Source organism: Nocardioides aquiterrae (assembly GCF_039526625.1).
GTDB lineage: Bacteria > Actinomycetota > Actinomycetes > Propionibacteriales > Nocardioidaceae > Nocardioides > Nocardioides aquiterrae.
The window spans coordinates 283,260-305,403 of record NZ_BAAAJE010000002.1; the positions used below are offsets into that span (position 1 = coordinate 283,260).

Below are 22,144 nucleotides of genomic sequence, written 5' to 3' on the forward strand. Positions count from 1 at the left end.
ACGCCCCTCAGCGTCCCCCCAGATTTCCACGGCCGATCAAGTGCCACACACCTCTTGCATTCTCGGTTCGCCGAATAGAAAGAACACACCAGAAATCCGGCCGAAAGTGATCGTCTGCCGCGCGCGCACGCACGTAGGTGACCGTGACGATGAGCCTCCACAAGCTGACGGCCGGGTCGGGGTACGACTACCTGACCCGGCAGGTCGCAGCGATGGACGCCACCGACAAGGGCCACACCGGGCTGGCGAGCTACTACACCGAGAAGGGCGAGACGCCCGGCGTGTGGCTCGGATCGGGCATGGAGGGCATCGAGGGACTCGACGCCGGCGACATCGTCACCGCCGACCACATGCAGAGCCTGTTCGGCTCCGGCCACCACCCGCTGGCCACCCAGCGGACCAAGGAGCTGGACCTGCGCATCGGCCGCGACGAGGCCGGCCGCCCGACCGAGGCCGACTACAAGACCGCGGTCCGCCTCGGCACCCCGTACAAGGTCTACGAGAACGACATCAGCCCGTTCCGAATCGAGGTCGCCAAGCGCATCGCGGCCCTCAACGAGGCCGCCGGCCCGCCCGGCGACTGGCCGGTCCCCGCGGCCGACCGGGCCAAGATCCGCACCGAGGTGGCCGCGGAGTTCTTCCGCGCCGAGCACGGCCGCGACCCGGCCGACGCCCGCGAGCTCGCCGCCACGATCGCCAAGCACTCCCGCCCGAAGACCAACGCGGTGGCCGGCTACGACCTGACCTTCTCCCCGGTCAAGAGCGTCTCGGTGCTGTGGGCGATCGCCGACCCCAAGACCGCCGCGGTGATCGAGCGGGCCCACCAAGCGGCGATCAAGGACGCCCTGGACTTCATCGAGTCCAAGGCACTGTTCACCCGCCAGGGCACCAACGGTGTGCGCCAGGTGGACGTCCGCGGCCTGATCGCCACCGCGTTCACCCACCGCGACTCCCGCGCCGGCGACCCCGGCCTGCACACCCACGTGGCCGTGGCGAACAAGGTCCAGACCCTCGACGGCAAGTGGCTGGCCATCGACGGGCGACCGCTGCACAAGGCGGTCGTCTCGGCCTCGGAGACCTACAACACCGCGCTCGAGCGGCACCTGGTCGACGCCCTCGGCGTCCAGTTCGCCGAGCGCCCGAACGAGGACGCCCGCAAGCGGCCGATCCGCGAGATCGTCGGGGTCGACCCCGAGCTCAACCGCCGCTTCTCCAAGCGCCGGCTCAACGTGGAGGACCGTCGCAAGGTCCTCGCGGCCGCGTTCGAGGCCACCCACGGCCGTCCCCCGACTCCGGTGGAGACCATCCAGCTGTCCCAGCAGGCGACGCTGGAGACCCGCGAGGCCAAGCACGAGCCGCGCTCGCTGGCCGAGCAGCGCGAGGCGTGGCACCGCGAGGCAGTCGAGGTGCTGGGCACCCCGCAGCGGGTCAAGCAGATGGTCCACGGCGCCCTCAACCCGAAGGGCGCGGCCCGCTCGCTGGCCGACTCAGCCTGGTTCGCCAAGACCACCGACCGCATCGTGGCGACGATGGAGGGCAGCCGGTCCACCTGGCAGTACTGGCACGTCTACGCCGAGGCCCAGCGGCAGGTCCGGGCCGCCAATGTGCCCACCAACCAGGTCTCCCAGGTCGTCGACCTGCTCGTCAGCGAGGTCCTCGACGACCACTCGGTGAGCATGGCTCGCCCCTGGGACACCATCAGCGAGCCGGCCGAGCTGCGCCGCGCCGACGGCTCCTCGGTCTACGCCCAGGCCGGGGCCGACCTGTTCACCTCGAGCAAGGTGCTGGCCGCCGAGCAGCGCCTGGTCGACGCCGCCGGCCGCCACGACGGGTACGCCGTCGAGGCCGCGTCGGTCGACCTGGCACTGCTGGAGTCGACCGCCAACGGCATCACCCTCAACGCCGGACAGGCCACCCTGGTCCGGGAGATGGCCACCTCCGGCGCCCGGCTCCAGCTGGCGATCGCGCCGGCCGGATCGGGCAAGACCACCGCGATGCGAGCCCTGGCCAGCGCCTGGGCTGACGGCGGCGGAACCATCATCGGCCTGGCCCCCTCAGCCGCGGCCGCGGACGCTCTGCGCTGCCAGATCGACACCCAGACCGACACCCTGGCCAAGCTCACCCACTCCCTCGAGCAGGCCCGCGAGACCGGAGCCGCGATGCCGGACTGGGTCGCGGGCATCGACTCCTCCACCCTCGTGGTCATCGATGAGGCCGGCATGGCCGACACGCTCTCGCTGGACGCGGCGGTCTCCTACATCCTCGAGCGCGGCGGCAGCGTCCGGCTGATCGGCGACGACCAGCAGCTCTCCGCGATCGGCGCCGGCGGCGTGCTCCGCGACATCCGCGCCACCCACGGCGCGCTGCAGCTCACCGAGCTCGTACGGTTCAAGGACCCCGCCGAGGGCGCCGCCTCGCTCGCGCTGCGCGAGGGCAAGGCCGAGGCGCTCGGCTTCTACCTCGACCGCGACCGGGTCCACGTCGGCGACCTGGCCACCATGACCGAGGATGTCTTCGCCGCCTGGCAGGCCGACCGCGCAGCCGGGCTCGACTCGATCATGCTCGCCCCCACCCGCGACCTGGTCAGCGAGCTGAACCAGCAGGCCCGCGCCCACCGCCTCGAGGGGATCGACCCCACCGACGTCGCCGCCAGTGGCCCGGTCCGCCGGCTCGCCGACGGCAACGAGGCCTCGATCGGCGAGCTGATCATCACCCGCGAGAACGACCGCCGGCTGCGCACCTCAGCCACCGACTGGGTGAAGAACGGCGACCGCTGGACCGTCCTGGAGATCCACGACGGCGGCGACCTGACCGTCCAGCACACCCAGCACGGCCGCACCGTGCGCCTGCCCGCCGACTACGTCGCCCGCTCCACCGAGCTCGGCTACGCGTGCACCGTGCACACCGCCCAGGGCGTCACCGCCGACACGATGCACGGCCTGGCCACCGGCGCCGAGTCGCGCCAGCAGCTCTACACGATGATGACCCGCGGCGCGCACGCCAACCACGTCTACCTCGAGGTCGTGGGCGATGGGGATCCGCACTCGGTGATCCACCCGACGCTGGTTCGGCCGCTCACCCCCCCCGACATCCTCGAGTCGATGCTGGCCCGCGACGACGCCCAGCGGTCCGCCACCAGCCTGATCCGCGAGCAGGCCGACCCGGCCACCCGGCTGGGCGAGGCCGCCCAGCGCTACCTCGACAGCCTCTACGTCGCCGCCGAGGACCTGCTGCGCCACGAGACCATCACCGGCGCCGACGGCACCGCGGTCAACATGGTCGACGCGCTGGACACCGCCGTCGAGACCCTGGCGCCCGGGCTGTCGGACGAGGCCGCCCGGCCCACCCTGCGCGCCCACCTGCTCCTGCTCGGCGCCACCGGGGAGAACCCCGTCGAAGCGCTCCGTGCTGCGGCCGGCGACCGGGAGCTGGAGAGCGCGCGCGACCGGGCAGCGGTCCTCGACTGGCGCCTGGACGCCTCCGGCCTGCGCAACGCCGGGGCCGGGCCGCTGCCGTGGATGCCCGGGATCCCGGCCCGTCTGGCCGAGGACCCGCACTGGGGTGCCTACCTCTCCCAGCGCGCGCACCTGGTCGAGCAGCTCGCCGAGCAGGTCCACACCCGCGCCGCCGAGCAGCCCTCGCTGCCGGCGTGGGCGCAGAACGGCATCCGCCCCGAAGCATCCACGGTGGCCGACGTCGAGGTGTGGCGAGCAGCCATGCAGGTCCCCGTCGACGACCGGCGACCGACCGGCGCTCCGCAGCTGCAGAAGGCCTTCTCCACCTACCAGCGGCGCCTCAACCGGGCCGTCACCGGAGACCACACGCCGGCGCTCAAGGAATGGCGCCAGCTGCTCTACACGCTGGCCCCGCAGGTCCGCGACGACGAGTTCACCCCGCTCCTGGCAGAGCGGCTGGCCGCGATGTCGCGCGCCGGCGTCACCGCCCACCAGCTGCTGCGCACCGCTACCGCGCCCGACCACCCGGCCGGCCCGCTCCCCGACGAGCACGCCGCGGCCGCGGTCTGGTGGCGCATGGCCCGCCAGCTCACGCCGGCCGTCGCCGCGCAGATCGGCGACGGTTCCCACGGCGAGAGCGTCACCACCGACTGGGCGCCGCGGCTCGCGGACCTGTTCGGTCCCGAGCGGGCCGCGAGCATCCAGGGCAGCACCTGGTGGCCGGCGCTGGTCTCCAACGTCGACCACGGCCTGCAGCGCGGCTGGCAGCTCGAGGCCCTGCTGGGCGCCGGCCGAGCGATGCCCAGCGACGGCTGGGAGGGCGTCGACGAGTGCCAGGCGCTGGTATGGCGGACCTCGATCGCGCTGGAGACCGCCCCCGACGAGCACGCGCACGAGGTCCACTTCGACGAGCCGCCCGCCGACCTGTGGGAGGGCGTCGAGCCCGACCCGGCGGCGTTCGTCGACCACCCCGACGACGCCCCATGGCCACTGGCCGAGGACCTCGAGCCGCCCGCCGACGTGGTCGACGAGCACCTGGTCCACGCGCTCGAGGAGGACCTGGTCATCGACGTCAACGAGGACCAGTACGTCGAACCCGACCTCACGCTGGCCGCCTACCTCCGCGACCTCGGCGGCGCCCGCCTGGAGCCCACCGAGGCCGACATCCGGCTCATGTACCAGCGGGCCGAGGAGTGGCACTCCTCCCCCGTCACGCGTGAGCGCATGGTCGAGATCAACGAGCTCACCCAGGCCTTCTTCGAGGCCCGGTTCACCGACTCGTGGGGCCGCGACTACCTCACCGGCCGGTTCGGGGTCGACCTCGCCGGCGACGCTCGGTTCCGTCCCGGACAGGCGCCGGCCGGGTGGACCAACCTGGTCGACCACCTCCGCGGCCGCGGCGTCAGCGACGCCGAGATGCTGGCCACCGGGGTGGCGACCGAGGCCAGCACCGGCCGCCTCATCGACCGGTTCCGTGACCGCGTGATGTTCCCGGTGATCCACCAGGGCGAGGTTCTCGGCTTCGTCGGCCGCCGCCGACCGGACCTCACCGACGCCGACAAGGCCGGACCGAAGTACCTCAACACCGCCGACACCCCGCTGTTCCACAAGGGTGCGCAGCTGTTCGGCGTCGTCGACGAAGTGCTCGCCGAAGGTGCCGTCCCGGTGATCGTCGAGGGCCCGATGGACGCCGTCGCCGTCACGATCGCCAGCGCCGGCCTCTACCTCGGCGTAGCCCCTCTCGGCACGTCCCTGACCGACGAGCAGGCCGCCCAGCTGGCCGCCGTGGGCCGCGACCCGATCGTGGCCACCGACGCCGACCTGGCCGGCCAGGTCGCTGCCGAGCGCGACTTCTGGATGCTCACCCCGCACGGCATGGACCCCGGCTTCGCCCGGTTCCCCGACGGCCTCGACCCGGCCGACCTGCTGGCCCAGCGCGGTCCGGCCGCACTCACCGCCGCGGTGGCCAGCGGTCAGCCCGCCTTCCGGGCCCTCGGCGACCAGCTCCTCACCGAGCGGCTCGACAACCTCGCCCCCGAACAGGCGCGGGTGGCGGCCATGCGGATCCTCTCGGCCCGTCCCAGCCGGGCCTGGGAGCCGGGTGTCAACCAGGTACGGGCCCGCCTGCAGCTGTCCCAACTGCAGGCCCGCCGCGACCTGCGCGACGCGGTCAAGAGCTGGGATGCCGACCCGCGGAAGGCTGCTCTGGCCGAGCTGCACAAGAGCAGCGACGTCCGCGCACGGCTCGCGGCCGCGGCCGAGCAGACCCCGGCCGAGCGCTGGGCGCCGCTGGCCCGCGAGCTCGACCCGCGCCTGCTCGAGCAGGGCGACTGGCCGGCCACCGCAGCGATGCTGCAGCAGGCCCACGAGCAGGGTCACGACGTCGGTGCCGCCACCCGTGCGATCGTCACCGAGAAGCCGCTGGGCGACAGCCCCGCCCGCGATCTGCGCTACCGGATCGTCTCCCGTCTCGAGATCCCGATCGACACCGGCGAGGGCACGCCGGCACCGCCCACGTCGCAGGGAGCAGCGCGCGACCGGCAGGACGTCAACCGTCCGCGGCCGCCGCGGCGCGGCACTCCGAGGCGCTGATTGCCCGACCGCGTCGAGCGGCGATCAGTAGCCTTGGGCGCCCACTCCCCCGGCCGATCAAGGTGCCATGTCTGCGACGAAGCGACCCCGACGTGCGACGCGCTCTCAGGTACGGCAGTTCCTCGCGGCCGCCGGCTACGCCGGCACCCCGCCGGACGAGCTGGTCGACACCTACGTCGACCTGGTGAGCGCTGCGGGGCGCCCGGGGCTGCCTCGGCACCGGTTGGCAGTGCATCTGACCGCACAGTCACCTGGTTGGTCCGCCCCCGCACTGGACGTCTTCGAGGCGGCCTGGCGAGAGCAGCAGCAGGCCCGTGCGGAGGCTGCAGCCACCGCCGCGACCGCCGTCCAGCGCGACGCCGACCGGGCCAGGGCCTACGTCGCCAGCGTGTGGGAACGCACCGGGGCCGGACCGACCTGGACCGAGCTCGGTGATGCGCTGGGCTGGCCGCCGATGCTGCGGGAGCGGATCATCCGGACGCTCGCACGTGAAGGCGTGCTGACCTACAGCACCGAGCCGCGGTCGCTGGCCGTGGCCGAGGACGTCGGCGACGTCGGGGACTAGTCGCCCGCCTGGTCGCCCAGGTGCCGTCGCATGGCGGCCAGCCGTACCTGCGGCTCAGGGTGAGTGGCGAACCAGCGCCGCTCGAGGCGCGCCCACGCGCGTCCGAGCACACCAGCAGGCAGCGGCCGGACGACGTTGTCCTCGTAGAACCGCATCAACTCGGCTGCCGCGTCCAGGTCGCGCGTCAGGTCGACGGCGAACAGATCGGCCGCGATCTCCTCCCGGCGATCGAAGGCGACGCGCAACGCCAGGAACGCCACGGCGGCAGTCATCGTGGCCAGCATCGCGGGACCGGCAAGCTGCGGTGCGGCCACGACCGCAGTGACGGTGAGGCCGGCGCCGGCGAGCACGAGCACCAGGTAGCCGAGCACCCACGCGTAGCGCGCCGCGGCCGAGGTCCGAGCACGTCGGATGACGTGGGCGAGCTCATGAGCAGCCAGGCTCTCCACCGCGGCGCAGCTCAGCCCGGTGAGTGCGACCTGGGCGAACACCACGGTGGCCGGCTGTCCTCTGCGGAAGCGGGTCACGGCCAGCCCTCCGTCACCCACGACGTGGTCGGCGGCACCGGTGGGCGCACCGAGGATCGCGACGACGTCGGTGGCCGGCGCTGCCACGTTCGCGCGCTCCGCGACGGCCGCCATCGCTGCGGCGGCCCGCTGCTGCAGCGCCTGGTCGACCGGCTCGGCGGCACGGCGGGTGCGCCAGCCCTGCGACCAGGTGGCCATGACCTTGGCCAGCGCCGCGACCACCAGGACCGCGCCGCCCAGGTAGGCGATCGCCACGACGATGAGGAGCGCGTAGGCCACCGTGTCGGACATGGTCTACACCTTGACGGCCGCGGCGGCGGGACCGCTCAGAATCGCTCTGACACAACGCGGGCCCGCCGCGGTGCCCATCAGACCCGGTTTCCGGCCCCTCAGCGGCGTTCTGAGCCCGATCCGCGCACCGAATGCAGCCTTCGGGGTCATCTCGACGCGGTGGGTGCGAGTCCCACATCGGGTCCCGACGTCGCCGGCGCGACGGCACGGTCCTCGGCCTCGCGGCCCCGGGCGGCTGTCGCAGGCTCCTCGAGGTCGCCGGCCGCGTCGACCAGCTGGCGGTGCTCCTCGGTGCTGGGGACGCCGTAGCGACGCTCGGCCATCGCCTCGACCTGCGCCACGGCGTTCCACACGTACTCGCCGGAGCCGTGGGAGTAGCAGGCGTTGAGGTGCTCGCGCGCGTGCCCGAGCTCCTTCTTGCTCGAGCGTGGGTGCTCGCCGAGGGCCTTGAGAGCGCGCTGTGCGCGACCGATGGCCTCCGACCGCTCCTTCATCTGCATCGTCGCCTCGCTCATTCGCGCGGTCCCTTCTCAGTTCGGGTGCGCGGCTGCGCACCGAGCGGGTCTTCCTTGATCTCGCCGGTGTCCAGGTCGACCTCGACCAGGCGCGGTCGACCAGTCGGCTCGGGCTGCTCGTAGGCCCGCCGGTTGACGGGCAGCGCGTCGACGTCGTGGGCGAAGGCGTTCTCACGCCGCTGGGTGCTGGCCTCGCCCAGGTGCTCGTTGTGCCGCGGCTTGGCCGGCCAGCTCTTGTGCTCGTCGTCGCAGTGGGTCCGCAGCCGGTTGCGCATGCGGTCGGCGAACGCCGGGAGGCAGTAGCGGTGCCACTCCTCGAGGGCGTCGCTGGTCATCGCGAGTCCGGCGCGGCGGCGCTGATCGGCCAGGACCGCGATCTCGTGGACCAGGTGCGGGTGCACGGGCCAGCAGCTGGGAATCAGTCCGGAGACGTCCCAGGTGTACTCGCGGTTGAGCCAGATCACGACGTCCTCGAGCCACTCCCACAGCTGGTGACGCAGCTCGGGGTCCAGGCACGTGGCCGGCTCCCAGGGCCGGGGCAACAGGGCGTGGTTGCCCAGGGCCTTCTTCTGCTCCTCGGTGCCGTTGATGGCGATGTGGAGCTCGCGGTAGGCCAGCCGGACGTGCTCCCCCGGCACAGGGAACGCGTAGACCATCGGGGTGGGTGCGGCCCGTCGGGCCTGCTCGGTCGTCACAGCTCACTCCTTGTCGATTCGGTCTCGTCGTCGACGAAGCCGAGGCGACGCGCCTCGACGAGGGCGGCGGTCGCCCGGGCCTCCGGGGTGATGACCATGCGACGGTCGGTCGTCAACCGCGCACGCAGCGCCCGCTGGTCGGCCAGCAACCTCTCGCCGGCCTTGCCCTCCACGCAGCGGTGCAGCTTGGCGATGATCGGCTTGCCGTTCTCAGCGATCACCAGGGCTCGCCGCTCGGGGAGCTGGCGGACCTCCTCCGGCCGCATGATCGCGATGTCGTCACCCTCGTAACCGCTGCCACCTCCACGGTGCGTGCGCCGGCCGATCCGGACCTGGCCGAGGAGGTCGGAGATCTCCTGGTTGAAGGCGACGTCCTTGGATCCGCCGAACATGACCAGGGTGTTGGTGAGGCCGAGCAGCGCCCGGGCCTCGTGCTCACCGAAGATGCTGGTCAGCTGGGGCCGGGTCTGGGCGGCCCAGATGAACGACAGCCCCAGGGCGCGCTCGTTGGCCATGCGGGTCCGCAAGGTAGGCAGCGGCGCGGTCGAAGGGAGCTCGTCGAGCACCGAGACCAGCGGTGGACACAGCCGGCCACCCCACGGGGAGTTGTTGGCCAGCAGCAGCCCGGTGTCCAAGACGTGCTCGGCCACCGCGGTCATGAGCGGGCTGGCCGAGGCGTAGGGGTCTTCGCGGCCCAGCAGGTAGATGGTGCCGCGGCGGCGGATCACGTCGGCCAGGTCGGTGGCCGGGTGCCCGGGACTGGGTACGCAGCGGCGGCGGATGTCGGCCTGGAAGAACAGCGACACCGCCTGCTGCACGGTGGTGACGGTGTTGCCGGCGGTGCGGTCGTCACCGTTGAGCGCACCGTGCAGCAGGCCGTGCCAGAACGGCTCGGCGTGCGGGTGCCGGCGCAGGATCTCCATCGGCTGGGTGGCCGCGGTCGGGTTCGCGACCCACTGCAGGACGTCCTCGAGGGTCTTGCCGGTGAGCGCCGCGGCGTGGAAGTAGCCCTGCAGCACCTTCGCGGACTCCGCGGCGTAGAAGCGGGCGGCGTCGTCGCCGGTGCCGCCGGTGATCGCGCCCTTGACCGTGCCGGCGGTGAAGGCCTTGGCTCGTCGCTCGGCGACCTTCGGGTCCACGCAGCCGGCGATCGGATCCCAGATCAGCTCGTCGATGACGCCCTCGGCCAGCCCGAACGGGTCGAGCACCACGCACGGCCGGTCGTCGCGGGAGCGTTCGGTGAGGCTGAGTAGCAGGTCCTCGACCTTCGTCAGGGTCACCAGGGCAGCGCCCGGGGCGCCGAGCAGCGCCGGGGTGAGCAGGTCGAGTGTCTTGCCGGAGCCCTGCGGGCCGATGACGCCGGCGGTGCGGTCCCACGGCACCCACAGCTCGCCGCCGCGCGGCTCGTGTGCGTCGCCGATGCGCCAGCCCACGTCCAGCGGGTTGAACCTCAGCTTCATCGCTCCTCCTTCGTGCGGCGGCCGTCCAGGAGCCAGGGGCTGAGCCCGTGGCCGAGCTGTGGCCCGGGTTGTTCGGTGAGGTCGCCGGCGGTGCGCTGGACGGGTGCCGCCGGGGCGGTGGCGTGCTTGCCGTAGAGGTCGGGGCGGACGATGCCGGCAACCTTGCGCAGCCGGGTGACGCCCAGGAGCTTCTCGGCCTCGGCGGCAGTGGCCATGCCGCGCATGCGTCCGGGGCCCCAGCGCTGGTAGGCCCACACGCCGACCCAGATCGTGGCGGTCAGCAGCGCGGTCTCGGTGAGTGCGAGGCTGACCCACACCAGGCCGCGGCCGGCGAGGTCGTCCGGCGCTGGGGTGGGCAGTCCGGCGTCGGCGTGGCCGCCGAGCACGCCGGGGAGGCTGGTCCAGAAGCTGGTCCCGATCGGGGAGGGGAACGCGCCGGCGTTGGCGTCCGGCCAGGTCCACCCGGCGCCGGCGAGCAGGTTAGCGACCGATCGGCCCAGCTGGATGCCGATGACGATGACGAACAGCGTCGCCAGGGTGACGGCGACAGGGATCTCCCAGGTCCAGGGATACGGGTCGCGTCGGCGCTCTCTCTGCATGGATTCACCTCGTGGTCGAAAGTTCTGGCTGGTCACCTATGTGCCGAGAGTGCCCGGCAGCGATCAGACGGAGCGGGTCGGCTTTGAGGCGTTCTCAGCCAGCCAGGTCGAGGGGTCGACGTTGTCGGGGCCGTAGATCGAGCCGTTCTTGAGGTGGACCTCGAAGTGAAGGTGACACCCGGAGACGTTGCCCTCCTTGCCGACCTGGCCGATTGGCTCGCCGGCGGCGACCGTCTGGCCGCGGCTGACGCTGACGCTCTGCATGTGCGCGTACCACGTGGTCAGCGACCCGGCACCGGTGGTGACCTTGACCAGCTGCGGGCCGGCCCAGCCCTGGCTGGTGTCGATCTCGATGGTGCCGGCGTGGGCGGCGTAGACCGTCGTGCCGCAGGGCGCGGAGAAGTCGGTCCCGGTGTGCCAGTTGGACCAGTAGGGCCCGGTCTCGTGCCAGTTGTGGTTGTCGGTGCCGATGTACTGCGCGGGAACCGGGTAGACCACCTCGTCGCAGGATGCGCCGTCGAGACCGATCGGGGTGATCTTGGCGTCTACCGGCGCCGTCGGATGATCGAACCGACGGAGTGGCATGGCGGAAATGTTCTTTCCTCCAGCCGAGTGGTGGCGTGCGAGGGACGCGGTTGACGTCGATGGCGCGCCCATCGTCAATGGTTCAGCAGAGGCTGTATTGTTCAGTACATGCTGACCATCGCTACGCGTTTGGACGTGATGAATCGGTTGGGTCGGGCGATGGCGGACCCGACCCGTTCCCGGCTTCTTATGGCTCTGCTGGAGCGGCCTGCCTATCCCGCTGAGTTGGCCCGCGAGCTCGGGTTGACCCGGTCGAACGTGTCGAATCATCTGGCGTGCCTGCGGGACTGCGGCATCGTGGTGGCTGAACCCGAGGGTCGGCAGACGCGGTATGTCATTGCCGATCCGCATCTGGCGCGTGCCCTGACTGCGTTGGTCGAGGTCACTCTCGCGGTCGATGAGAGTGCACCTTGTATCGACCCGACATGCTCGGTACCCGAGTGCGGGAACGGAGGGGCAGGGGCGTGATCCTGTCCTCCGCGCTGCAGGCGATGGGCCTGTTCATCGCTACCAATATCGACGACATCATCGTCCTCTCACTGTTCTTCGCGCGGGGAGCCGGACGCAGTGGGACCACGGCCCGGATCCTGGTGGGCCAGTACCTGGGGTTCGCTGGCATCTTGGCCGCAGCAGTGCTCGTGTCGTTGGGCGCAGGAGCGTTCTTGCCCGAGGAAGCGATCCCCTACTTCGGACTGGTCCCCCTGCTGCTGGGCCTGTGGGCAGCGTGGCAAGTCTGGCGATCCGGCGACGATGATGACGACGCGAAGATCGCCGGCAAGCCGGTGGCTGCCTGGACGGTGGCTGCAGTCACGTTCGCCAACGGTGGGGACAACATCGGGGTCTACGTGCCGGTGTTCCTCAACGTGGGGGTCGCTGCCACTGTTGCGTTCTGCGTCGTCTTCCTGGTCCTCGTGGCAGCTTTGGTCATGCTGGCCAAGTTCGTTGCGACTCGTCCCGGGATCGACGAGGTCCTCGAACGCTGGGAGCATGTTCTGTTCCCCATCGTCCTGGTCGGACTGGGCATCGTCATCCTCTACACCGGCGGAGCCTTCGGCCTCTGATCGAACGACAACACATCGTGTCGCTCGCTCGGGCTCTGCTCGTTGGGGCCTGGGCAGATCTCGGCGTGGAGGCGAAGGCACATCCGCAAATGCCCGCAACGTTGCGCTGTGGCCTGCTGGACATCGGCTACTGGTTCTGAGGTGGGTTGGCGGTCGCGTTCGTGCGGATGGCGGCGTAGGTGGTCCAGTTGCTGCCGGCGTACCCGGCCCACTTCGTGGCGGCCCCGGTGCTGATGCCGATGAGGCTGGCGAACACCGCGGGTGGGACGGTGGCCGCGAGGTGGAGCATGGCGGAGTTGCGGCTGGTCCGGGTGGTGATGCCCAGCTTGTTGAGCCGGCCCATCATCGAGGTCGGGTTCTGGTGGTGGCCGGCCCACTTGCCGGGGAACAGCCAGCGCTGGTCGGCCAGGGTGCTGGCCGCGCCGAACGGTTTCGCGATCGGCAGCGACGTCACGAGCGCGTCCAGGGGCGGCGGGAGTAGGAGTGGCTCCGCACCGAGCCGGAGGTAGGTGCCGTCATCGTCGAGGGTGAGGTCGTCGGTGGTGAGGGAGACGATCTTGCTGAGGGGTTGTGCGTAGAGCAGCACGAGGCAGGCAGCTGCGCGGTCCTCGATGCTCGCGGAGTCCTCGTCGTGGAGCATGCGGCGCACGAGTGCCCAGTGTTCGTCCTGGTCGAGCTGAGTGCGGGGTCCTGCCGCTGGGACGGCATCGGGCAGCGCGAGTCCGGGCAGGTGGCCGTGGTCGAGGAGCCAGCGTGGGAATCGGATCCGGGTCGCGCGTCGTGTCGAGAGCCAGGTGTCGAGGTCGGCTTGGGTGCAGTCGTCGACGGTCCGGCCACGCCTGGTGAGGTGGTCGAGGAAACGTTGGGCGGTTCGGATCTCTTGCCGGCAGCGGTCGCTGATCGTCGCGTTGAGTCGACCGTGGCGATCCGGTTTGGCGCGGGCGATGACGTGCCAGCGGGCGTAGCGTCCCAGCGTCTGCTGGTGTCGAGGGTCGGCGATTTCGTCGATGACGGCGGCGGCGAAGCGTCGAAGACGGGTGGCGTGCTCGTCGCGGTCGGGCAGGACACCGGTGGCGACGAGGAGGGCGCGTAGGTAGCCGACGGAGAACCGGTCGCCTTCGGCGTCGAGGAGCTCGTGGCTGAGTTCGTCGTGCTGACGGGCGAGGCGGGCGAGCAGGGTGAGGCTCTCGATGCGGTCCCAGTTGTTCAGGATGGATCGGGGGCGATGGGTCGCGACGAGGACGTCGCGGACCTCCTTCACCCCGATGGGGATGGTGCCGTCGGGTCCGGCGAGGAGACGGTCGATCCGGTCGGTGGCCTGGCAGCCGAAGCACCAAGGTCGGCCGTTCCTGGTGGCCCGTCGGCCCAGAGCGTGCTGCCCGCACACGGAGCAATCGACGATGGGCGCCTGGTAACAGGTCGCACAGATGTCGGGGCTGACGGTGGTGGCCCTGAGCGCGACGCGGCGGGTCCGGCCACAGATGCCGCACTCGCGTTCAGGGTGGCGGTAGCAGCCGGCGCAGAGGTTCTTGCCGGTGCCGGTGCCGATGCGCCCGTCCGCGCGAGCAGCGAGTGGAACTACCTGACCGCACTCATCGCAGGCAACGGTGCCGGTCCGGGTCTTGTCGTAGCAGCCGGTGCAGACCGCCCCGCCGGTCGCCGTGCGGGCGTTGACCCGGCGATCTCGGCCGCAGATCGAGCATGGTTCGGTCGGCGCCCGCCGAGCGATGCAGGAGCGGCAGTAGCCCAGTCCGTCGCGGGTGGAGCGCTTCAGACCCCGCAACTCCTGACACCCGGCGCACACTTCGAGTGGCCGGGCCCGGTCGTGGCAGCGCGGGCAGACGGGCTGGCCATCAACGTCGCGCGATCGGATGCGGTGCCCGTCGCGTCCGCAACTCGAGCAGGTCGCTGTGAGGAGCCGGCTGTAGCAGGTCGTGCAGATCCGTTCGCTGTCGCCGTGGGTGTGGACCAGCGTTCGCGGACGTCCGCAGAGCGCGCAACCGGGCGAGGTCAACCCGGTGATGCCGGCTGCGATGGCGGCGTAGGTGAACTCGGCGACCACCTTGGGCATCCGCGACCCACCGGCGGTCAACGCTTCGGGATGTGCGACGAGGTGGCGGGTGATTGCAGCGCGGGCACCGGGCGCGGGAGCGACCTGAGCCATCAGGTCCCCGACAGACTCCGGGGTCACCGTCGGGTCGCGTGCGAGGAGCAGCCCGGTCACGATGGCGAGCTGGTCGGCTCGTTTGGTGGCGAGTTGCTCGGCGGCTCGGCGCCGCTCGTGGCAACTGCAGATCAGCACCCCGGGCGCGCGACCGCTGCGTGCCCGACCGCAGTTCGCGCAGGGCCGCGCGCCGGGCGATGGCGACACTGGCGCCGGCTCAGGCGTCACTGGCGCCGGTGATGGTGGCCCGCCGTGGCCGGTTCTTGCTCACCGGACCGGTGCCCGTGGCCGGCGCCGCGCCGGCAGCCTTCCGTCCGCGCTTGGAAGTGGCGATGACGTAGGGCTCGATGAGGTCGTTGGGGGTGCAACCGAAGATGTCGCACAGGGCGGCGAGGAGTCGCATGTTGAGGCGTTCGGGTTCGCCGGTGACGATCCGGTAGACCTGCGTGGAGGTCATCACCACGCCGCGGTCGGCGAGCAGTGGCACGAGTTCGGTGGTGTTGTGCAGGCCGGCCTCGCTCATCACCTTCCGCAGGTGCCACCGGTAGGCGACGCTCTTCGTGATCGGGGTGGTCATGGCTGCTCGCTTCCGTCGTCGGGCGGGGAGGTGAAGGCGTTGTCGAGGGCGTTGCGAAGCACGCGGTTGCGGTAGTCCCCGGAGACGCCGGTGTAGAGCGCGGTGGTCGAGCCCCAGCGGTGGCCGACCTGCTGCTGGACGAACAGCGGGTCGAAGCCGTCCTCGATCAGGTGGGTCACGTACGAGTGCCGCAGACAGTGCGGGTGCAGCACCCGGTCGAGGGCGAGCTGGTCGCGCCAGTCGGCGAACCGGTCGTCGATGTGGGCCAGCCGGATGCGGCCCTGACGTTCGGTGGGCCACAACACCGCCGGGTCGGCCAGCCCGAAGCGCGGGAGGACTTCCTCGACGTACTCCTCCACGACCGGCCGGGTCCAGTCGAACACCGTCAGCACCGCCCGTCGGCGGGGCTGGGAGCCGCGGCTGGCCTTGCCCCATCGGACGTTGCACACGCCGTAGCGACCGAACTCGAGCGCCTTGGGGTTGCGAGTGAAGTCATGGAGGTCGAGCATCGCCGCTTCACGACGGCGCAGGCCGTAGCCGTAGATGACCTTGAACAGGGTCGCGTCCCGGAACAGCGTCAGCCAGCCCTTCCGCTTCGAGGTGCGGGCGAAGTCGACGTGGTCGTCGGCGTGGTCGAACAACGCCTGGACCTCGCCCCGGGTCAGTGGGCGAACCGCTGGCCGTGCCTCGTGGTCGGCCACGTGGACCGCGGTGTTCCACTCGTGACAGACCTGGATCGGATGAGTGCCGAACAGCTCCATGCACTGATCGGCCCAGCCATAGCGGCCATCGATCAGGTAGGCGCAGAACAGCGCCACCGAGTTCTGGTACGCCCTGATCGTCGACGGCGTCAGCGGCCGAGTCCCGGACAGCAGCTCACTGGTCCACTCCTCGACGTCGGCGGCGCCCCACTCCCACGGCGAAGAGGCGCAGAAGTCCGCGAACCGACGGACCTGCGACTCCCGCGTCTGGATCGTCCGCGACGCCAACAGGCGCGAGGACTGCTGGCCCGCCCACCCCGCGAGCATCTCGTCGAACATCTGCTCAGCGGGACGGAGGGCAGAGACGTTGCCCGGCCGCAGCACGACGACCGAGCCATGCCCACCATCCTCCCGAGATCCCATGCCGGCGACCTTACATCAGATGTAAGTATCGTGCATCCGATGTAATCCCATGCATTAAACTGCAGGTCACGACACCAATGGCCCGTCGGTAGTGAACCGTCGGACTGCCGCTCACGTCACCGTTCACGCTTACATCTACCGTAAGAATCTTCCGTTAGATGTAATTTCCGAGGTAAGGGCAGCACGTTGATGTGCGGGTGGTCCATGTGGTTGGCGGTGGCCGTCCCGCGGTCCTCCATCGGCCGCCAGCCCTCGTCGGCGCGCGCGACCGACCAGATGCGCTGGTACCAGATGATGTAGTCGATCCCGAGCTCGCGAGCGTGGGCCTGCGCGTACGCCACGAGCGCGTCTCCTTGGGCCTTGCCTGCGGGCGTGAGCGGCACCATGAAGTCGGCCGCGAGCCCGGCCGGGTGGCCGTTGGGGTCGGTGGCGCTCTCGCGGTAGCCGCCAACGGTCTTGATGTCGAACATCGGGCCGAGGATGTTGACCAGCTGCGTCAGCTGCGGCTTGACCGGGCCGAGGTTGTAGTTGGTCGCCTGCGCGACCGCGCAGCCCGCGCTGCTGCCGGCAGTGGTGGCGACCACCAGCGGGTGGTCGGCGATCTTGCTGGCCTGCGTGCTGTTGTCGACCTCGGCGCTGGCCCAGGTGAGGTTGGCGCCGTAGATGTGGTCGATCGGCGCGTCCTTCTTGGGCTGCTTGCAGGGCTCTGCCGATCCACCGAAGGCGTTGGTGAGCTCGGGGGTGAGCGCGCAGTGTGAGGAGTTGTTGCCGTCCTTGCCGTCGTTGAAGTCGCCCAGGATCACCGCCGGGATCCCGGTGCCGGCGACGTCGGTCATGGTGGCCAGCTGGCGCCGCAGCGCTTCCTTGCGGTGCCCGGCGGCGTTCCCGTGGGTGTCGGCCGGGTTGTGGATGCTCCACACCCAGATGACCTGGCCGGTGGTCGTCGACGTCAGCTGCACCAGGGGCATGCCGACGTCCTTGCCGCCGAAGTAGGGGATGCCGACGAGGCGGCCGTCCGTCTGCTTCCACTCGTTCCGGTCCCAGATGACCCGGTTCTGCGCCTTCCCGCTGGCCGGGTAGATCCCCCACTTGGCGGCGTACTGGTTCTCCAGCGCCTTGGCCTGCGGGCCGTGCACCTCCTGGAGGCCGGCGATCGTGACGCCTGCATTCTCGATCGTGCGCATCGCGCCGGGCAGTCGCTTGTCCCAGGTGTCGTAGCCGGGCCGCTCCCCCGCCTTGTCGGTGTGGCCGGCGCCGAGCAGATTGAGGGTGCCGACGGTGACCGGGTTGACGGTCTCGCCCTGGCAGTTGGCCACGTTCGTGGTGGAGCCGTCGTCGGGAAGGTCGGGCAGGTCACCGCCGAGCAGATCGGTGATGTCGCCGGCGACGCCCTCCCACTGGGCGTAGGCGTCGGGGTAGCCGGAGCGCTGCACCGCCTGGGCGGCCTGGGTCAGCGGCATGCTCTGCCAGCCTGGGATGTCGAGCAGGCCGGGGTTGCCGGTGTGCTGGGCTTCACCGAAGAAGGCCCGCGCCGCGAGGACCGGGTTGGTGACCTCGGCACGGCTGCCCCAGCCCTGAGAGGGGCGCTGCTGGAACAGGCCGCCGGAGTCGCGGTCGCCGCCGGTGAGGTTGACCAGCTTGGACTCCTGGATCGCGGTGGCGATGGCGATCTGCAGCCCGCGGCGGGGCACCTGGAGGTCGCGGGCGACCTGGGCAATGGTGATCGCGTTGCGGGCTTGCTCGGCGGTCATGGTCGGGTAGCTGGAGGCGAACCGCAGACGCATCAGCTGGGCGAGCACGTCCCCGGATGGCGGCTCGGCCGCCGTCTTCGTGGTGTGGGCGGCGTTCACGACGCCACCGCTGGTGGCCGCGGGCGCGGGCGCGCTCTCGGGGCCCGCGCCGTTCATGGAGAGGCGGGCGGAGATCCAGTGGTGGTCGGAGACCATCGTTCCGGACCATCCCCGCTCGAGGCGCACGCCCTGGTGCTGGGGGAAGAAGACGAAGTCGACCGCGTGGTTGTGCCAGCCGTAGCCGGCGGCCTTCATTTTCGCGGCTGCCGCCCACGGCAGGTTGGTGTAGGAGGCGTGGGTGTTCATGTCGCCGCCGATGAGCACCGGGCCGTGTGTGGCCAGCGAGTTGCGCAGCTGCAGCAGGATGTCCATGCCGGCGCCGTACTGCTGGGGCCTGGTCAGCGGCGGGTTCCCGTGCTGCCGGGGGTACTTGTGCGGGTTGGTCATGTGGTGGGTGGAGATGACCGAGACCACGGCGCCGTCGGCGCGCTCGAGGATCACCCAGGTGGCGAACCGGTCCCAGGTGACAGCCCGGCCCTGGTAGTAGGTGTTGTCGTCGACGACGAGGGTGACCCGGCCGCCGTTGGCCTTGGACCAGGTGTCGCGCTTCCAGAGCACGACGTTGCCCATCGAGTTGTTGTCGCCGGTGTGGTCGGCGACCCGGAACGCGCCGTAGCCGGGGGCGGCGGCCTCGATCTGCGCCAGGGTCCACCCGCTCGCCTCGTTGAGGGTGACGAAGTCAGGGTTGGTCGAAAGGACCTTGGGCATGGACGCACGGAAGCCGTCGAGGCCGGACCGGCGCGGGATGTTGGCCTGCGCCAGGGTGACCTTGCCCTTGACCGGACCGCCCACGGGCCCGTCGATGACGCCGAGGTCCCCGAGCTCGGTGGGGGCGGTCTGGTTGGTCTGGGTGCGGCACTCCGCGGCCGCGGTCGTGCTCATGACCACCATCAGGGAGACCAGCAGCGGCAGGCCCATGAAGATGATCAGGACCGGCAGTCCGGCGAGCAGAAGCTTCTTCACGACAGGTCAGTCCCGAGCGCCTCAGCCGGCGGCCTCGATGGCCTCGTTCGTGTAGTAGAGCTTCTTCTCCAGCGGGTGGAGCACCGTCTGGACCTTGTACGTGGCGTCACCGATGCACCACAGCGCGCGACCCTTGTCCTGCATCGCCCACCCCGAGACGAGGTCCTGGGCGATCGGGCCGAGCCCGAGCATCGAGTCGAGCTCGCGGGCGACGCGGGGCTTCTGGGCGCCGAGGATCTTGATGTCGGCCAGCTCGAGGAGGTCCTTGGCGATCATCGCGGCCTGGGAGTCAGCGTCGCCGACCGAGAGCAGGTCGGAGGGCTTGTGGAGGTTGCAGAACTGGATGTCGCCGCCCTTGCCGGCCATGCCGCGAGAGAGCCGCAGGTCGGCGTCGAAGCTGGCCACCGCCGCAGTTCCGAGACGCATCTGCTTCCAGACCTCGTCGCGCACGACGATGCGCAGGTCGCCGGGCTCGGCGATCTCCCGCAGGCCGCGGCCCCAGGAGTTCATGCACAGCAGCGCGATGCCCACGGCCTCGTCGCCCAGGCCGTCGAGCCGGGAGAGGCTGAACGACTGGATCGGGGCGCGCCAGTCGACCTCGATGTTGGTGAAGTCGTCGAAGAGGCCGGCCAGGGTGCCGGTGACCAGCTCGCCGAGCGCGTTGCGCAGCAGCCGGGTCTCGTCGAGGAACACGCGGGGGTTCGCGTACTCGCAGGCCCGGACGAGCTCCTCGGTGGGGTTGCGGAGCAGGTCCCACAGCCGCGGGATGGTCGTCTCCTGCAACACCGTGTTGCCGGCGGCGTAGCCGGTGAGGATCGCCAGCGCGTTCCGGACGACGTCGGACTCGTCGGGGCCGAAGGGCACCCGCCGCTCGTCGTCGATCTTCATGGAGCCGACCAGGCCGCGGACCAGGACCAGCCACCGCTTGAAGATGATGGTGGCGCGCCGCTGCGCCTCCTCGGCCGAGAGCTTCTCCCATCCGTCGCCGAGCGGCCCCATGGACAGCGGGTTGACCCGGGCCCAGAAGCCGGGGGCGATGACGAAGGGCTCAACACCGAGCGCGCGGCACAGCGACTCGTACTCATCCTTGACGTCGCCGGTGACCAGGGTGCGGTAGCCGAACGGCATCATCCGGGTGCAGAACGCCTTGGTCGTGCCGGACTTGCCGCTTCCCGGCTTGGCGAACTGGAAGATGTTGGGGTTGGTCGCCGGCACGTCGTCGCGCAGCACCCACCCGAACGGGTCGCAGTAGAACGAACCGCCGGAGAGTTGGTCGACGCCCATCTGCGCCCCGGTCGGAGGCAGGGCCGGCGCGGACACGAACGGCCAGAACACCGGCGCCTGGTCGCTGGTCATCCGCCAGGCCTGCGCCGGCGCGGAGGCGGGCGCCCAGCCGCGGCCGCGGCGCGCTGCCCCGCGGCGCGGGGCGTACTTGAAGATCCGAGGCTCCTTGGCCTCCGGCGCGAGCGTGGGGATCGTGGGCAGGTCGTGGCCGAAGTCCGACAGCAGGGCGGCCATGTCGCGGCCGCTGCCACGGTTCCGGCGGGTGGTGGTGGGCATCAGGCGTCTCCGCTCCGGGTCAGGCTCATCCCGACGGGGATGGTCGAGGCGGCGAAGCCGACGTCCTGGGCGAGGTCGAGCCTCAGCGGCGCGAACCCGGCGCGACGGATCGAGGCGTCCAGGCGGCGGCCGAACTCGGTGATTCGCAGCGTCTTGGGAACCGTGACCGTGCAGACCGCGTAAGGCCGGACCAGCGCGTTGCCGCGGGCCAGCTTGGCGTCCAGGCCGCGGGCCTTGTGGGCCTCGTCCCGCTGCTTGGCGCGGGTCTTGCGGCCGAGCTTCTCGTTCATGCCCTCGGCCAGGTCCGCGGCCCACTCGGCGTTGCCGGACTGCCGGTCGGCCTTGGACTGGGACACGATCGGGAAGGCGACGACGAACGAGCGCCGCTCCCCCGACTCGCTGGGGGTGAGCATTGGCGCGAGTGCGCCCATCGCGACGCCGCGGGTCGGGAGCTTGATGGTGGCGCTGATCGAGTTCCACGCGTCGTGGCTGTAGTGCCGCACCGTCGCGTCGGCGCCCGAGGGGCCCGCCAGAGCCCAAGGCACGTCGGCGTTCACGTTCGGGTCCTTCTCCCGCATGGCGAGGGCCTCGACGATGCTGGCGCGGTCGCCGGGGGCGAACCCTGTCCGGGACGCCAGGGCGAGCTCCGGTGAGGTGAGCCAGCGGACCGACGTCATGCCCATTGGGCCCCGCAGCTGGGCCTCGATCTCGGCCATGAGCAGGTAGAGCTCGCGGCAGCGGCCCTCGAACCCGCCACCGGACTCCTTGGCCGACCGGGCGATCCGGGTCTCCGGGACGACGATCGTGACGAACTGCTCGGTGCGCACCGAAGCCTGAGTGAGGCCAACCGCGAGGTCGCTGTTGACGACCTCGGACAGCTCAGGGGCGTTGCCGCGGCGGTGCTTGGTTACCCACAGCTCGCGCTCCGCACCGTCCTCGGGGACGGTGCGGATCATGAACAGGATCTCGTCGATCTTCTCGGTGCGACCGGCGACGTCGAGCAGCCCGGCCAGCGCCTCGCCGTAGCGGCTGCGCTCCTCGGTGTCCTTCATGCCGATGCCGGGGTGGACGACCGCGGCGGTGACCGCCCAGGTCTTCGTGGCGTCGTCGTGGATCACTCCCACGCGCTGCAGCTGCGAGCCGTGCGGCGGGCCGTCGTGGATCTTGATGCCCTGCAGCACCCCGGGCATATCCGGGGTGTCGAGGTCCTCAGCTCGGCCCTGGGCCGCCTTGGCACGGAAGGAGGTCCAGCCGAGCAGCCCGCCGACGGCGTACATGCTCGAGGCGAACACCCAGCCAGTGGCCGAGCGGCCCCGGACCGGGATGACGGTGATGCCCAGCAGGAACAGCCAGACCAGCGCGAACAGGAACGCGGAGAACCACGCTCCGCGGCTGATCGCCCAGAACGCCGGCAGGCTGGCCAGCGCCAGGAACATCAGCTGGCCTCCGGAGAGGCCGAAGAACCAGCCGATGCGGTCGCGCTGGTAGTCGGCGTAGATGGTCATCGTCGCCTTCCTTCCGGGTCAGTAGAGGTCGATCGGGGCTGCGGGCAGGTCGCGGG

16 protein-coding genes are annotated in these 22,144 nt (G+C 71.0%); 4 read left to right on the plus strand and 12 right to left on the minus strand.

The window, feature by feature from the left end; all coding sequences use genetic code 11:
- Nucleotides 1–149: 149 nt before the first annotated feature.
- Entirely contained in the window at nt 150–6,047 is a 5,898-nt protein-coding gene (mobF, locus tag ABD086_RS03900; protein WP_343905820.1) for a MobF family relaxase, read from the plus strand.
- A 67-nt stretch (nt 6,048–6,114) separates the two neighbouring features.
- Nucleotides 6,115–6,612 carry a hypothetical protein gene (locus tag ABD086_RS03905; RefSeq protein ID WP_343905822.1) on the plus strand — a complete coding sequence of 166 codons (498 nt, stop codon included), beginning with the start codon at nt 6,115–6,117 and terminating at the stop codon, nt 6,610–6,612.
- Here the strand turns inward: ABD086_RS03905 and ABD086_RS03910 are convergent.
- The 6 genes from ABD086_RS03910 to ABD086_RS03935 form a co-directional block, all read right to left on the minus strand.
- Nucleotides 6,609–7,430 (minus strand): M48 family metalloprotease, encoded by an 822-nt coding sequence (locus ABD086_RS03910; protein WP_343905824.1) that lies wholly within the window; start codon nt 7,428–7,430, stop codon nt 6,609–6,611. The two genes, ABD086_RS03905 and ABD086_RS03910, sit on opposite strands and share 4 nt — an antisense overlap.
- A gap of 146 nt (nt 7,431–7,576) precedes the next feature.
- Complete coding sequence (locus ABD086_RS03915; RefSeq protein ID WP_343905826.1) at nt 7,577–7,945, minus strand: hypothetical protein; 369 nt, start codon at nt 7,943–7,945, stop codon at nt 7,577–7,579.
- Nucleotides 7,942–8,640, minus strand: coding sequence for a hypothetical protein (locus ABD086_RS03920; RefSeq protein WP_343905828.1), 699 nt, complete (start codon nt 8,638–8,640; stop codon nt 7,942–7,944). The genes ABD086_RS03915 and ABD086_RS03920 overlap by 4 nt, the downstream gene beginning before the upstream one ends.
- Entirely contained in the window at nt 8,637–10,100 is a 1,464-nt protein-coding gene (locus ABD086_RS03925) for a type IV secretory system conjugative DNA transfer family protein (protein ID WP_343905830.1), read from the minus strand. The genes ABD086_RS03920 and ABD086_RS03925 overlap by 4 nt, the downstream gene beginning before the upstream one ends.
- On the minus strand, nt 10,097–10,699 hold the full coding sequence (locus tag ABD086_RS03930) for a hypothetical protein (RefSeq protein ID WP_343905832.1): 603 nt from the start codon (nt 10,697–10,699) through the stop codon (nt 10,097–10,099). The genes ABD086_RS03925 and ABD086_RS03930 overlap by 4 nt, the downstream gene beginning before the upstream one ends.
- A 63-nt stretch (nt 10,700–10,762) precedes the next feature.
- Complete coding sequence (locus ABD086_RS03935; protein ID WP_343905834.1) at nt 10,763–11,284, minus strand: M23 family metallopeptidase; 522 nt, start codon at nt 11,282–11,284, stop codon at nt 10,763–10,765.
- Nucleotides 11,285–11,392: 108 nt separating this feature from the next.
- Here ABD086_RS03935 and cmtR point away from each other — a divergent pair, with 108 nt between their 5' ends.
- Together cmtR and ABD086_RS03945 are read left to right on the plus strand one after the other, a co-directional pair.
- Nucleotides 11,393–11,752, plus strand: coding sequence for a Cd(II)/Pb(II)-sensing metalloregulatory transcriptional regulator CmtR (gene cmtR, locus ABD086_RS03940; protein ID WP_207007912.1), 360 nt, complete (start codon nt 11,393–11,395; stop codon nt 11,750–11,752).
- Entirely contained in the window at nt 11,749–12,345 is a 597-nt protein-coding gene (locus ABD086_RS03945; RefSeq protein ID WP_343905839.1) for a cadmium resistance transporter, read from the plus strand. The genes cmtR and ABD086_RS03945 overlap by 4 nt, the downstream gene beginning before the upstream one ends.
- A 127-nt stretch (nt 12,346–12,472) precedes the next feature.
- Here ABD086_RS03945 and ABD086_RS03950 read toward each other — a convergent pair whose 3' ends face one another.
- From ABD086_RS03950 to ABD086_RS03975, 6 genes are all read right to left on the minus strand, one after another.
- Nucleotides 12,473–14,737, minus strand: coding sequence for a hypothetical protein (locus tag ABD086_RS03950; RefSeq protein WP_343905841.1), 2,265 nt, complete (start codon nt 14,735–14,737; stop codon nt 12,473–12,475).
- Nucleotides 14,727–15,086: a helix-turn-helix domain-containing protein gene (locus ABD086_RS03955; RefSeq protein WP_039346915.1), complete on the minus strand. Its 360-nt coding sequence runs from the start codon at nt 15,084–15,086 to the stop codon at nt 14,727–14,729. Before ABD086_RS03955 ends, ABD086_RS03950 begins: the two co-directional genes overlap by 11 nt.
- Entirely contained in the window at nt 15,083–16,210 is a 1,128-nt protein-coding gene (locus tag ABD086_RS03960) for a tyrosine-type recombinase/integrase (RefSeq protein WP_068111598.1), read from the minus strand. The genes ABD086_RS03955 and ABD086_RS03960 overlap by 4 nt, the downstream gene beginning before the upstream one ends.
- 116 nt (nt 16,211–16,326) lie before the next feature.
- Nucleotides 16,327–19,023 (minus strand): VldE C-terminal domain-containing protein, encoded by a 2,697-nt coding sequence (locus ABD086_RS03965; protein WP_343905848.1) that lies wholly within the window; start codon nt 19,021–19,023, stop codon nt 16,327–16,329.
- 21 nt (nt 19,024–19,044) lie between these two features.
- Nucleotides 19,045–20,583: an ATP-binding protein gene (locus ABD086_RS03970; protein ID WP_343905850.1), complete on the minus strand. Its 1,539-nt coding sequence runs from the start codon at nt 20,581–20,583 to the stop codon at nt 19,045–19,047.
- Nucleotides 20,583–22,088: an SCO6880 family protein gene (locus ABD086_RS03975; RefSeq protein ID WP_343905852.1), complete on the minus strand. Its 1,506-nt coding sequence runs from the start codon at nt 22,086–22,088 to the stop codon at nt 20,583–20,585. The genes ABD086_RS03970 and ABD086_RS03975 overlap by 1 nt, the downstream gene beginning before the upstream one ends.
- Nucleotides 22,089–22,144: the final 56 nt, after the last annotated feature.

Bases quoted from the DNA above. Each gene is read 5' to 3' on its own strand.
- mobF (WP_343905820.1), top strand. From the start codon at position 150: ATGAGCCTCCACAAGCTGACGGCCGGGTCGGGGTACGACTACCTGACC.
- ABD086_RS03905 (WP_343905822.1), top strand. From the start codon at position 6,115: ATGTCTGCGACGAAGCGACCCCGACGTGCGACGCGCTCTCAGGTACGG.
- ABD086_RS03910 (WP_343905824.1), bottom strand. From the start codon at position 7,430: ATGTCCGACACGGTGGCCTACGCGCTCCTCATCGTCGTGGCGATCGCC.
- ABD086_RS03915 (WP_343905826.1), bottom strand. From the start codon at position 7,945: ATGAGCGAGGCGACGATGCAGATGAAGGAGCGGTCGGAGGCCATCGGT.
- ABD086_RS03925 (WP_343905830.1), bottom strand. From the start codon at position 10,100: ATGAAGCTGAGGTTCAACCCGCTGGACGTGGGCTGGCGCATCGGCGAC.
- ABD086_RS03930 (WP_343905832.1), bottom strand. From the start codon at position 10,699: ATGCAGAGAGAGCGCCGACGCGACCCGTATCCCTGGACCTGGGAGATC.
- ABD086_RS03935 (WP_343905834.1), bottom strand. From the start codon at position 11,284: ATGCCACTCCGTCGGTTCGATCATCCGACGGCGCCGGTAGACGCCAAG.
- cmtR (WP_207007912.1), top strand. From the start codon at position 11,393: ATGCTGACCATCGCTACGCGTTTGGACGTGATGAATCGGTTGGGTCGG.
- ABD086_RS03955 (WP_039346915.1), bottom strand. From the start codon at position 15,086: ATGACCACCCCGATCACGAAGAGCGTCGCCTACCGGTGGCACCTGCGG.
- ABD086_RS03960 (WP_068111598.1), bottom strand. From the start codon at position 16,210: ATGGGATCTCGGGAGGATGGTGGGCATGGCTCGGTCGTCGTGCTGCGG.
- ABD086_RS03970 (WP_343905850.1), bottom strand. From the start codon at position 20,583: ATGCCCACCACCACCCGCCGGAACCGTGGCAGCGGCCGCGACATGGCC.
- ABD086_RS03975 (WP_343905852.1), bottom strand. From the start codon at position 22,088: ATGACCATCTACGCCGACTACCAGCGCGACCGCATCGGCTGGTTCTTC.